The organism is Nocardia sp. bgisy134 (assembly GCF_057708325.1).
Map to the genome: position 1 here is coordinate 318,962 of NZ_JBYIRW010000001.1, position 12,497 is coordinate 331,458.

11 protein-coding genes are annotated in these 12,497 nt (G+C 69.2%); 8 read left to right on the plus strand and 3 right to left on the minus strand.

From position 1 onward, the window contains the following. Positions 1-11 precede the first annotated feature (11 nt). The 3 genes from AC3ERS_RS01380 (at position 12) to AC3ERS_RS01390 (ending at position 6,499) form a co-directional block, all read left to right on the plus strand. Positions 12-4,961, plus strand: coding sequence for an NAD-glutamate dehydrogenase (locus AC3ERS_RS01380; RefSeq protein ID WP_431962592.1), 4,950 nt, complete (start codon positions 12-14; stop codon positions 4,959-4,961). 401 nt (positions 4,962-5,362) lie between these two features. Further along, positions 5,363-5,788, plus strand: a complete 426-nt coding sequence (locus tag AC3ERS_RS01385) for an acyl-CoA thioesterase (protein WP_431963561.1) — start codon at positions 5,363-5,365, stop codon at positions 5,786-5,788. A gap of 45 nt (positions 5,789-5,833) precedes the next feature. Further along, positions 5,834-6,499 carry a DUF8185 domain-containing protein gene (locus AC3ERS_RS01390; protein WP_431962594.1) on the plus strand — a complete coding sequence of 222 codons (666 nt, stop codon included), beginning with the start codon at positions 5,834-5,836 and terminating at the stop codon, positions 6,497-6,499. A 224-nt stretch (positions 6,500-6,723) separates the two neighbouring features. Here AC3ERS_RS01390 and AC3ERS_RS01395 read toward each other — a convergent pair whose 3' ends face one another. Both AC3ERS_RS01395 and AC3ERS_RS01400 read right to left on the minus strand, forming a co-directional pair. Next, positions 6,724-7,035, minus strand: a complete 312-nt coding sequence (locus AC3ERS_RS01395; RefSeq protein WP_431962596.1) for an AzlD domain-containing protein — start codon at positions 7,033-7,035, stop codon at positions 6,724-6,726. Continuing rightward, the gene (locus AC3ERS_RS01400) at positions 7,032-7,856 is read right to left on the minus strand and encodes an AzlC family ABC transporter permease (RefSeq protein ID WP_431962598.1); all 825 of its coding nucleotides are present in this window, start codon (positions 7,854-7,856) and stop codon (positions 7,032-7,034) included. Before AC3ERS_RS01400 ends, AC3ERS_RS01395 begins: the two co-directional genes overlap by 4 nt. Positions 7,857-7,936: 80 nt before the next feature. On the opposite strand from AC3ERS_RS01400, the gene AC3ERS_RS01405 reads away from it, so the two are divergent. Continuing rightward, entirely contained in the window at positions 7,937-8,503 is a 567-nt protein-coding gene (locus AC3ERS_RS01405) for a helix-turn-helix domain-containing protein (RefSeq protein WP_431962600.1), read from the plus strand. 3 nt (positions 8,504-8,506) lie between these two features. Here AC3ERS_RS01405 and AC3ERS_RS01410 read toward each other — a convergent pair whose 3' ends face one another. Next, the gene (locus AC3ERS_RS01410; RefSeq protein ID WP_431963563.1) at positions 8,507-9,223 is read right to left on the minus strand and encodes an HNH endonuclease; all 717 of its coding nucleotides are present in this window, start codon (positions 9,221-9,223) and stop codon (positions 8,507-8,509) included. A gap of 238 nt (positions 9,224-9,461) precedes the next feature. Between AC3ERS_RS01410 and AC3ERS_RS01415 the strand changes: the two genes are divergently transcribed. The 4 genes from AC3ERS_RS01415 to AC3ERS_RS01430 all read left to right on the plus strand — a co-directional run bounded on the left by AC3ERS_RS01415 (position 9,462) and on the right by AC3ERS_RS01430 (position 12,416). Continuing rightward, complete coding sequence (locus AC3ERS_RS01415) at positions 9,462-9,866, plus strand: globin (protein WP_431962602.1); 405 nt, start codon at positions 9,462-9,464, stop codon at positions 9,864-9,866. A gap of 85 nt (positions 9,867-9,951) precedes the next feature. Continuing rightward, on the plus strand, positions 9,952-11,583 hold the full coding sequence (locus AC3ERS_RS01420; RefSeq protein WP_431962604.1) for a glycoside hydrolase family 13 protein: 1,632 nt from the start codon (positions 9,952-9,954) through the stop codon (positions 11,581-11,583). Between the two features lie 103 nt (positions 11,584-11,686). After that, entirely contained in the window at positions 11,687-11,965 is a 279-nt protein-coding gene (gene ctaJ, locus AC3ERS_RS01425) for an aa3-type cytochrome oxidase subunit CtaJ (RefSeq protein ID WP_431962606.1), read from the plus strand. Continuing rightward, on the plus strand, positions 11,952-12,416 hold the full coding sequence (locus tag AC3ERS_RS01430) for a DUF5130 domain-containing protein (RefSeq protein ID WP_431962608.1): 465 nt from the start codon (positions 11,952-11,954) through the stop codon (positions 12,414-12,416). Before ctaJ ends, AC3ERS_RS01430 begins: the two co-directional genes overlap by 14 nt. The last annotated feature ends 81 nt before the right edge of the window (positions 12,417-12,497 follow it).

Sequence of the window (12,497 nt, forward strand, 5' to 3'; positions counted from 1 at the left end):
TTGGCGAAAAAATGACGGTCTCGTCCGAATTGTCCGGTGCGGCGTGGGTCGCGAGTTTGCCGCAGGCGCTGCGCGGTGATCTCGCTCCCCTCGAGGAGGCGTATTTCCGCCACGTCGACGCGGGCGATGTGGACTGTGCGATCACTGGCATCACCCAGATTTTCCGGCGACACCTGGAATTGGCCATGACGCGCCAGTCCGGGCGCGCCTTGGTCCGGGTCTATCACCCGGACGACGGGTCCGGGCTCGGCGCCGCGGTCCAGGTCGTGACCGACGATATGGCGCTGCTGGTCGAATCGATCACCTCGTCGCTGAGCCGGATCGGGGTGAGCGTCAGCGAGGTCATCCATCCGATGTTCGAGGTGGAGCGCGACGCGGACGGCCGGTTGACAAGGGCGGTGCCGCACGAGGTCGACGCCAACGGCTCGATGCCGCTGCGCGAGTCCTGGATGCACCTGCAATTGCACCCGTCGACCAGCCGCGCTCAGCTCGAGCGGATCGAAGACTCCATGCCGGACGTGGTCGCCGACGTCCGGCAGGTGATCGGTGACACCGAGGCCATCGAAACTGTCCAGCGCGCCTTGGCCGACGACCTGGAGAAGGCGGCGAAATCCGGTGTCGCGCCGTTCCCCGCGACCGATCTGGTCGATTGCGCCAATCTGTTGCGCTGGCTCGGCGAGGGTAATTTCACGGTGCTCGGCTACGCCCGGTACCGCCTCAGCACCGAGGGCGAGAAGACGGTGTCGAATCCGCTGCCCGGCACCTGCCTCGGCGTGCTGCGCCCGGACGTCGGCACCGATTTCCGGGTACCGGTCAACGGCGCCGATCGACCGTTGCTGACCCTGATCCAGGGTCTGGTGCCCGCCACCGTGCATCGTTCGGTGTACCCGTATTTCGTCGGGGTCGCCGATTTCGACGGGTCCGGCGCGATCATCGGCGAGCACCTGTTCATCGGTGTGTTCACCGTGACGGCTATGCACGAGAACGTGCTCGACATCCCGATGATCGGTCGCCGGGTGCGCGCGGTGATCGAGGAGAGCGGTTTCGATCTGGACTCCTTCTCCGGCCAGGCCATGCTCGAGGTCATCCAGAGTTTCCCGCGCACCGAGCTGTTCTCCTCCGACAACGAGACGATGCGGCGCACCGCCACCGCGGTGCTCAACGTGGGCCTGCGCCGCCAGGTCCGGCTCTTCCTGCGCCTGGACACCTACGGCCGTTTCGTGGCCTGCATGGTGTACCTGCCGCGCGACCGCTACACCACCCGGGTGCGGCTGGAGATGCAGGAGATCCTGGTCCGCGAATTGGGCGGCGTCTCCATCGACTATTCCGCGCGGGTGAGCGAAAGCGAGCTCGCCAGTGTGTATTTCACGGTGCGGATGCCCGACGCCGAGTTCACCGCGCCCGCCGTGCCCAGCGAGGCGCCCGTCGTCGCTGACACCTCCGAAGCCAACCGGTTGCGCATCCAGCGCCTGCTCGCCGAGGCGAGCAACACGTGGGACGACCATCTCAACGACGAGGTGAGCACCTCGACGGTGCTCGACCCGGCCGTGGTGCAGCGCTACGCCGCGGCCTTCCCCGAGGGGTACAAGCAGGACTTCAGCCCCGGCCGCGCCCTGCGCGACATCGGCAGGCTGGAGCGCTTGGCGGAGGGCGCCATCGCCCAGCACCTCTACCGCAAGCCGGAGTCGGAGCCCGGCTCGTGGCGCTTCACCCTCTACATCGGCGGCACCGGCATCTCGCTGAGCCAGGTGCTTCCGGTGTTGCAGAGCCTCGGCGTCGAGGTGGTCGACGAGCGGCCCTACCAGATTCAGCTGGAGCCGACCGCGCCCGGCGGCGCGAGCGTGGAGCGCTGGATCTACGATTTCGGCCTGCTGGCCCGCCCCGAACTGCTGCGCAGCTCCTTGGACCGCGATCTGGACGCGGAACTGCTGGAGTCCCCGGCGCGCGCCGACGCGCTGGAGGCGGAGGTGCGCGGGCTGCGTGAACGCTTCACCGATGCCTTCGAGGCGGTCTGGTACGGCCGCGCCGAGGCCGACGGGCTCAACGAGCTGGTGCTGCGGGCGCGGCTGCCGTGGCGAGCGGTGTCGATCCTGCGCACCTACGCGAAATACCTTCAGCAGGCCGGCTTTCCGTACAGTCAGGCCAACATCGCCCGGGTGCTGCTGACCTCGCCGGATGTGGCGCGGTTGTTCGTCGACCTGTTCACCGCGCGGTTCGATCCGGACATCGTCTCGGCCGAGCACGCCGCCGAGCTGGAGACCCAGCTGCGCGCGCGCATCGATGAAGTGGTGAGCCTGGACGCCGACCGGATCCTGCGCGCGATCCTCGGCCTCGTCAAGGCGACGCTGCGCACCAACTACTATGTGACCGACGCCGAGGGCATGTCGCGCGACTACGTCTCGATGAAGGTCGAGCCGCGTGAGATCGCCGAATTGCCCAAGCCGCGACCGCAATTCGAGATCTTCGTGTACTCGCCCCGGGTCGAGGGCGTGCACCTGCGGTTCGGTCCCGTGGCGCGCGGCGGCCTGCGCTGGTCGGACCGCCTGGAGGATTTCCGCACCGAGATCCTGGGCCTGGTGAAGGCGCAGGCGGTGAAGAACGCGGTGATCGTCCCGGTCGGCGCCAAGGGCGGATTCGTGGTGAAGCAGCCGCCCGCGGCGACCGGCGACCCGGTCGCCGACCGGCAGGCGCTCGGCTCGGAAGGCGTCGCCTGCTACCGCACCTTCATCTCCGGCCTGCTCGACCTCACCGACAACGTCGACCTGACCACCGGCCGGGTGCTGCCGCCCGCCCGGGTGATCCGCCGCGACGCCGACGACACCTACCTGGTGGTCGCCGCCGACAAAGGCACCGCGACCTTCTCCGACATCGCCAACGACGTGGCCCAGAGCTACGGATTCTGGCTCGGCGACGCGTTCGCCTCCGGCGGCTCGGCGGGCTACGACCACAAGGCCATGGGCATCACCGCCAAGGGTGCGTGGGAGAGCGTGAAGCGCCACTGCCGCGAGATGGACATCGATACCCAGACCGAGGATTTCACCGTGGTCGGCATCGGCGACATGAGCGGCGACGTGTTCGGCAACGGCATGCTGCTCTCCGAGCACATCCGCCTGGTCGCGGCGTTCGACCACCGGCACATCTTCCTCGATCCGAATCCCGATGCCGCGCGGTCGTACCGGGAGCGGCAGCGCATGTTCGCCTTGCCGCGGTCCTCGTGGGCGGACTACGACGCCTCGCTGATCAGCGCGGGCGGCGGCGTCTGGGATCGCACGGTGAAGTCCGTGCCGATCAGCCCGCAGGCCCGGGCGGCGCTCGGCCTCGGCGACGAGGTCGAATCGCTCGCCCCGCCGGAGCTGGTGCGCGCGATCCTGCTCGCGCCCGCGCAACTGCTGTGGAACGGCGGCATCGGCACCTACATCAAGGCGAGCACCGAATCCAACGCCGACGTGGGCGACAAGTCCAACGACGCGGTGCGCGTCAACGGAAACCAGTTGCGGGTCAGGGTGATCGGCGAGGGCGGCAACCTGGGCGCCACCGCGCTCGGTCGCATCGAGTTCACCAGCCACGGCGGCAAGATGAACACCGACGCGCTGGACAACTCCGCGGGCGTGGATTGCTCCGACCACGAGGTCAATATCAAGGTCCTGCTCGACGGCGTGGTCAGCGGCGGGCTGTTGCGGGAAGAGGAGCGCAATCCGCTGCTGGCGTCGATGACCGACGAGGTCGCCAGGATGGTGTTGCGGGACAACGTGTCCCAGAACTTCCTGATGGGCATGTCGCGCTTCGAGGCGCCGCGCATGATGAACGTCAACATGCGGCTCGTCGACGAACTGGAACAGCGCCGCGGCCTGGATCGCGAGCTCGAGGCGCTGCCCTCCGACGCGGAGATGAAACGGCGGCAAGAGGACGGCGGGGGCCTGTGCTCGCCGGAACTGGCCAATCTCATGGCGCACGTGAAGCTTTCGCTCAAGGTCGACCTGCTCGACTCGGATCTGCCGGACATGGCCCACTTCGCGGCGCGGCTGCCGGAGTACTTCCCGACGCCGCTGCGGGCCCGTTTCGGCGGCGCCATCAAGAAGCACCGGCTGCGCCGGGAGATCGTCACCACCATGATCGCCAACGAGGTGGTGGACTACGGCGGGATCAGTTACGTGTTCCGGCTGACCGAAGAGGTCGGGGCGACGACCATCGACGCGGTGCGCGCCTTCGCCGCGACCACCGAGATCTTCGATCTGCACACCATGTGGGCGCGGATCCGTTCGGCCGACATCCCGATCTCGGTGCGCGACGAACTGGAGCTGGAGACCAAGCGCACCCTCGACCGGGCCTCGCGCTGGCTGCTCAGCAACCGTCCGCAGCCGGTCGCGGTCGGCGCCGAGATCAACCGGTACAGCCGGGGCGTGCGCGAGCTGGCCTCGAAGGTGCCCGGCTGGTTGCGCGGCCACCACGTGGCGACGCTGACCGATCAGTCCGCCGAGTTGATCGCGCGCGGCGCGCCGACCGACCTGGCCACCGAGGTGTTCGACCTGCTGAACATGTTCCCGCTGCTCGACGTGCTCGACATCGCCGACATCACCGACCGCGACGGCGAGGAGGTCGGCGCGCTGTACTACGCGCTGAACGACCACCTCAAGATCGACTGGTTGCTCCAGGCGGTGAGTCACCTGGAGCGCGGCGATCGCTGGCACGCGCTGGCCAGGCTGGCGCTGCGCGACGACATGTACGGTTCGCTGCGCTCGCTCACCCTCGACGTGCTGTCCGCCGGTGAACCGGAGGAGACCGCCGACGAGAAGATCGCCTACTGGGAGTCGAAGAACCAGTCCAGGCTGGGGCGCGCCCGGGCGGCGCTGTCGGAACTGTTCGAATCCGGCGCGCACGACCTGGCGACGCTGTCGGTGGCGGCGCGGCAGGTGCGCAGCATGGTCAGCGGTGTCGGCGCGCAGTCGGAGGTGCCGCGCTAGGCGTACTTCCGCCTTCGCCGCGGCCGCGCACGGACGGGCGTCCGGCGGCGTCGATCACGTAGGTTCCGGGCCGTGCGCGGACCGGGAACGGGTGGTGTCCGGCCGCATCGACACGGGCACGCGGCGGGGGTCGCGCCGAGACGGTGAGACCCCCGCCGACCGCCCCCGGCAGGACTCGTCCGGCCGAGATTGCGATACTGGTTGTCGAAGATCGGTCTCGGTCCGGGCGCGCCCCGGGTCGCAGTGTCGGAGTTGTCGGATTTTCCAGACCCACGATCTCGCCTCGTCTGCCTGTTGCGGCGCCGCAGCGTGTGCGTCCTGGTGAGTGACTGGGCGTCCACCGGAGGTACCACACAGTGACGAATTCGTTGAACGGTGACAGGAAGGCCCACGGTGGTTCCGTGCTGCTGCCCAAGCGTTTTCACGCCAAGGTAGAGATCCGGTGGTCCGATATGGACGTGTTCCAGCACGTCAACCACGCCAGGATGGTGACGCTGCTGGAAGAGGCGCGGATCCCGTGGCTGTTCGAGGACGGCCGCCCGACCGCCGCGATGCGGTCCGGTTGCGTCCTCGCCGACCTGCACGTGCGCTACCGCGGACAGCTGCGCCACGAGGACACCCCGCTCGACATCGCGATGTGGATCGAGCGGCTGCGCGCGGTCGATTTCACGGTCGGCTACGAAGTGCGGGCCAACGGCGCGGCGCCGGATTCGCCGCCCGCCGTGGTCGCCACCACCCAGCTCGCCGCGTTCGACATCGACACCCAGCGCCTGCGCCGCCTCACCGAGCCGGAGCGCGAATACCTCGCCGAGTGGATGGACAAGTGACCGCGACGTGCTGAGCGCCGGTCCGCTGACGACAGAACGGTTGTGATGGCAGAGCAGCGGGTGCTGCACGTTTCCGATCCGGCCGAACGGGAGAACCTCGCTACCTTCCTGAGCAGGGTGGTGCGGCTCGACCCCGCCGCGGTGGTGCGGCTGCGCCGCCGCGGCGAGCGCTATGTATCCGCCTGGGTGGCTACGGGTTTCGAGGCGCTCGCGGTGCGCACGGTGATCGCCGAACTCGGCGTGGACGATGTGACCGTCGGCGCCGACTCGGTGCTGGCCGGGCTGAGTACGGGCAGCCCGATCGACCTGGGGTACTCGATGGACTCGGCCTGGCGCGGTGCGCTGCCGCCGGTCGCCGGATTCGCGCACGTCGACGATGTGCCCGCTCGCACGCTCGTCGAATTGGCCGAGCGCGGTGCGGAATTGGCCAAGAAGCACGGCAGCCAGCACGGGCCGCCCGCCTCGCTGCTCGACCAGACCGTGCTCACGGTCTCGGCCGCCGATACGGCGGTGGAGGTGCCGATGCGCGTCGTCTTCGCGCTCACCGCCATGGATTTCATCCCGCACTCCGGTGACAAGGCCGAGTCCCGCCGCATCCCGCCCGCCGAGATCGTCCGCGTGCGCGCGACCGCCACCTGGTTGCGTCTCGACGCGCGCTACGGTTCGGTCGCCCGCCGCCGCGCGGGCAGTATCCCGCTGCTGCCCAGCTGAACGCCCGCGAACGAGGACAGCGCCGTCGGCGAGACGGCCGCGGGAGCAATGGGCAGCGGGCCGGTAGCGTCTCGGCCGTCGCCGCGGCCGCCAGGATGGCGACCAGCAGCAGTGCGCCGCCACGCGGGGACCCCGCCGACCCTTGCCCGCCGGGCCGGGCTGGTGTCGGCTGCGCCTCTAGTGCTGCGGCGTGGCAGGCGTGGTCGCCGAGCCTGTGCGGCAGATTAGGAAACTCCGACGAGCCGCAGCACGGCGGTAGTGGCCGCGGCTGCCAAGATGACGACAAGCAGCGGACTGCGCCGCCACGCGAGTACACCACCGACGACCACCCCGGCGGGCAGCGCGACGCCGACGTGCCCGGTGCCGAACGGCAGCGTCGTCACGGCCACCAGCGCGGCGAGCAGCACGACCGCGCCGATCTCGAGCAGTTGGCGCGCGCGTTCCGGGAAGCGCACGCGGCTGCGCAGCGCGGGTCCAGCCCAGCGGAACGCGTAGGTGCCCGCGGCGAGGGCGATCACTCCGGCGGCCAGCATCATCGGGATTCCCTCGCTCCGCAGTCGCACGGGTCGTCGTTCGGCATATCGGTCTCGTTGTCGGCCCGCTCGTCGTCCGGGGCGCGCGGCACTGGCGTTGGCCCAGCGCATGCCGGGCTGCCGGTGCTCACGGAACCCGGCGCGTCCCTGGCGGTTCGTCCGAGATCGATCGCGGCGACGACCACTCCGGAGAGCGCGAGCAGCACCGGCAGACCCGCGGGCAGGAACGGCGCGCTGAGCACCGCGACGGCGGTGCCTGCGCACACCGCGCCGCAGGTGGTCCGATCGCGCAGCGCGGGAACGACCAAGGCAAGCAGCACCGCCGGAAACACCGCGTCCAGGCCGAACACCGAGGTGTCGGGCACCACCGTGCCGATGAACGCGCCGAGCGCCGCGCCACCCGGCCAGGCGAGCAGGACGCCGAGCCCGCAGGTCCAGTAGACGGCGCGGCGGCGGTCGGGCGCGGATTCGGCGAGCGCCATCGCGACCGCCTCGTCGTTCATCACGTGCACGCCGATCAGGCGCCGCCACCCGGTGCCGACCACGTCGGGCACCGACAACCCGTAGGGCAGATGCCTCGCGTTGACCAGCAGCCCGGCCAGGGTGGCGGCGATCGGATTGCCGCCCGCGGCGACGATGCCGATGAACAGGAATTCCGCGCCGCCCGCCAGCACGACGGTGCCGAGCAGAACGGGCAGCCACACCGGGAAACCCTCGGCCACCGCAGTCGTACCGTAGGACACGCCGATGACGCCGACCGCGAGGCAGACCGCCGCGATGCCGGACAACGTGTCCCGATCCAGTGTTCGCCATATCGAACGCATGTAGCTTATAGTGAACATGGCAGGCCGGTTCGTCAATATGGTTTTCTGTTGGGCGGTTCGGACTCGACGGGAGCTGGGGAATGGCGCAGAACCACACGACGACGACGCCGCAGGCGGTCATCGCCGCCTCGCTGCGCCGCGAGCGCACCCGTGCCGGGCTCTCCCTCAGCGAGGTGGCCAACCGGGCGGGTATCGCGAAATCGACGCTGTCGCAACTGGAATCGGGGAGCGGCAATCCGAGCCTCGAGACGCTGTGGGCGCTGTGCGTCGCGCTGGACATGCCGTTCTCGCGGCTGCTGGACCCGCCGCGGCCCGCCGTTCACGTCATCCGCGCGGGCGAGGGCCCCGTCGTCGCGGCCGAGCAGTCGGAGTACCGGGCGACGCTGCTCGCGTCCGGTACGCCGAACGCCCGCCGCGACCTCTTCCGCATCACCGCCGAACCCGGCCACTCCCGCGAATCGGATCCGCACATCCCCGGCGTCGTCGAGCATGTGCTGCTGGCGACGGGCCGGGCGCTGGTGGGGCCGATCGAGGCTCCGGTGGAGCTGGGACCGGGCGACTACATCGCGTACCCGGGTGACGCGCCGCACGTCTTCGAGGCGCTCGAACCCGGAACCTGGGCGACGCTCGTCATCGAGTACGGCTGAACCTCAGGCGGCCCCTTCGCCGAGGTACTGCAACCAGAGCGGATCCAGGTCGGAAGTCGTGGACAGCAGCCGCCAGTGCGGGCCCTGCGGGGAGATCAACGGCGAACGCAGCGTCCAGCCGAGCTCGCTGAGCAACTTGTCGGCCTTGCGGTGGTTGCACGGCGCGCAGCTGGCCACGCAGTTCTCCCACGAGTGCTCGCCGCCGCGGCTGCGCGGGATGACGTGGTCGATGGTCTCGGCCTTGCCGCCGCAGTATCCGCAGCGATAGCGGTCGCGGTGCATGAGCGCGGCCCTGGTCATCGGGACGCGGGCGCGATAGGGAACGCGCACGTAGGTGCGCAGTCGGATGACGGAGGGAACAGCCACCTCGGCCCCGGCGGAATGGACTACCGGTCCTTCGGGATTGTGGTGCACGGCGTCGGCTTTGTCGCAGATGAGCAGGACGACGGCACGGCGGGCGGACAGCGCGGTGAGCGGCTCGTAGGTGGCGTTCAGAAGCAACACCCGGCGCTTCAACCAGTTGGCGGTCTCGGACTGGACCGGCGTGAGGTGGTGGCCGTGATCGGCGCGAGGAGGCTCACCGGGGCGATGCGGCGTTCCCGGATGATGGTCGGACAAGATGTGCAGCGGAGTAGCCCCCGACCCACGATTGTGGACGTCGGCGGGCTTTAGTTGTCGGTGGGTCCTGGCCTCGTGTGACCGGCCATGCCGCTGCTTCATGTGGGTGACCCCGATTTCGTCAGCTTCAAGATCATGTGATATCTCCGCGGAGACTGCCACCAATATGACCATGGAACCCGCCTCATTGCACGGTGATTTCGCACAATGTTGGGTTAACTGCCGCTGAAGAGCCGCCGCTCCGCTATCTGGACCGCCGTCGCGTGGTCCGTCCTGCCGTGGCGGCTCGCTTCGCGACGGGCACAATGGAGTGCGGGATTCGACCAATCGAGAGGACCTGATGAGTTCGGGCGAGCAGACCACGACGTCGTTCTACGAGGCGGTCGGCGGCGCGGAGACCTTCCGGCGGATCGTGGCGGTGTTCTATCGCGAGGTGGCCGCCGACGAGATCCTGCGCCCGCTCTACCCGGAGGAGGACCTCGGCCCCGCCGAGCGCAGGCTGCGCATGTTCCTCGAACAGTACTGGGGCGGTCCGCGCACCTACTCCGACGAACGCGGCCACCCGCGACTGCGCATGCGGCACATGCCGTTCACCATCGGCCCGCTCGAACGCGACGCCTGGCTGCGCTGCATGCGGATCGCCGTCGCCGAGATCGAGCCGGACGTCCTCGACGACCTGCGCCGCAAGGCACTGCTCGAATACCTGGAGATGGCGGCGTATTCGCTGGTGAACGCGCCGATGTGAGCCGCTGCGCGGCCCCGGGGCGCGGAGATCGATTCGCTGTGAATTAGCCAGATAGTGGGACATGCCCTCGCCCGAGGGGAATTCGATGATTCTCTTTGGCACTATTGCGAACGTGACAGCTACACCCGCCGCGCAGGCGCCTGCGGATCGCAGTGACCGAGAGTGGTGGCGATCCGCCGTGTTCTACCAGGTCTACCCGAGGTCCTTCGCCGATTCCGACGGCGACGGCATCGGTGATCTCGGTGGCGTCCGCGAGAAGCTCGGCTATCTGGAACTGCTCGGCATCGACGCGCTGTGGATCTGCCCGGTGATGCGTTCGCCGATGGCCGACGGTGGCTACGACGTCGCCGACCCGCGCGACATCGACGCGCTCTTCGGTGGCATGGCCGCCTTCGACCAGCTCGTCACCGAGGCGCACGCCCGGAAACTCAAGGTCACCATGGATTTGGTGCCGAACCACACCAGCCGCGAGCACCCCTGGTTCCACGCGGCGCTTGCCGCCGCGCCGGGCAGCGCGGAACGGGCGCGCTACATCTTCCGCGACGGGCGCGGACCCCACGGCGACGAACCACCCAACAACTGGCCGAGCATTTTCCGCGGCCCCGCGTGGACCAGGGTCACCGAGCCCGACGGCACGCCAGGCCAGTGGTACCTGCACCTGTTCGCGCCCGAACAGCCCGACCTGAACTGGGAAAACCCCGAGGTCGTCGCGGATTTCGAGCACACGCTGCGCTTCTGGCTCGACCGCGGGGTGGACGGGTTCCGCATCGACGTGGCGCACGGCATGGCCAAACCGCCTGGCCTGCCGGACCTGGAGACCGTCTCCACCAAGATGCTGATCCACGACGACAGCGACCCGCGCTTCAACAACCCCGGCGTGCACGACATCCACCGGCGCATCCGCAAGGTGATCGACGAATACCCGCACGCGGTGTCCATCGGGGAGGTCTGGGTCGACGACAACGCCCGCTTCGGCGAGTACGTGCGACCCGACGAACTGCACCTGGCCTTCAACTTCCGTCTGGCCGAGACCCCGTTCAGCGCCGACGCGGTGCGCCACGCCATCGACAACTCGCTGGCCGCGGTGGCCCCCGTCGGAGCCGCGCCCACCTGGACGTTGTCCAATCACGACGTCGAACGCGAGGTCACCAGGTACGGCGGCGGCGCGACCGGATTGGCGCGGGCCAAGGCGATGATCCTTGTCGAGCTGGCCCTGCCCGGGTCGGTGTTCGTCTACAACGGCGCCGAACTGGGCCTGCCGAACGTGGACGATCTACCCGAGGACGTTTTGCAGGACCCCCTATGGGAGCGGTCCGGGCACACCGAACGCGGGCGCGACGGCTGCCGAGTGCCGATCCCGTGGGAGGGCGAGCGGCCGCCGTTCGGGTTCACCGCGGCCGAGCGCTCCTGGCTGCCGATCCCGCCGGAGTGGGCCGGGCTGAGCGTGGAGGCACAGTTGGAGGAACTCGGGTCGACCCTCTCGCTGTACCGGATGGCGATCGAATTGCGCGGTCTGCGACCGGAATTCGCGGGTCCACGGATCGAGTGGTACGGCAGCCCTGCGGGGTGCCTCGCCTTCCGCCGCCCCGGCGGGCTGGTCTGCGTGCTCAACGCGAGCGCGGCGCCGATCCCGCTGCCGCCCGGCGAACTGCTGTTGGCCAGCGCACCGCTGACGAACGGGCAGCTGCCGCCCGACGCGACGGCCTGGCTGGTCTGAGGCAGGGTCGAGCGGTGAACGGGAGGCCGCGGCCGGGTTTCGACACGGGGCGAGTGGACGACCGGTCGAGCGTCTACTACACAGCATCGTCTACCGTAAGGCCGTGAGCATTCTCGAGACAGTGCTGATCTTCGTCGGCATCCCGCTGGTGATCTACGCGGCGATCGCCGGATTGTCGTTTCTCGGTAAGCCGCTGCCCGGCGAGAAGCCGGTTCACTTCGAACTGGGTCAGAAGTGGACCGCGGCGCCGGTGCTGTGGAGTGCGACCGACGAGGTGACCGGACACGGCCACCACGACACCACTCAGTCGCATGGCAGCCATGCGGCTATCGAATCTGCCCAGGTTGAGCTGATCGGAGGCCGGGCAAGTGGCAAGTTCTAATTGGCCCGCGGTGGTCGAGGCCGACCTCCCGCACGGGTACGCCCTCACCAGCAGCGGACGCGTGTCCGGTGTGCACGAGGCAGGCGACGTCTTCAAGGAAGCCCCGTTCAGCGATGAAGAGCGGCTCGCCATGGACAACGTGCTGACCGAGGCGACCAGGGCGACCAAGGTGCGCTTCAACGTCTACGTCGGCGATCTCGGCGCCGACACGGCCGCGGGCGCGGACGCGCTCTTCCCCTCGACCCCCGAGGCGGCGCGTTCGGTGCTCATCGCCGTCTCGCCCAACGAGAAGGCGATCGAGGTCCGCTCCGGCCACGAGGTGGCCGACCGCGCGAACGATCGCGTCTGCCAGCTCGGCCTCACCGCCGCGCTCAGCTCGATCCGGCAGGGTCAGCTGATCGACGGTCTGATCTCCGCGGTTCGCGTGATGGCCGCCGCCATCGGTCGCTGACCCACACGTCACCAGCGTGCTCGCGGCGCGCTCATCCGAATTCGGGTGAGCGCGCCGCAGGCGTTTCCGGGTGTGCTTGCG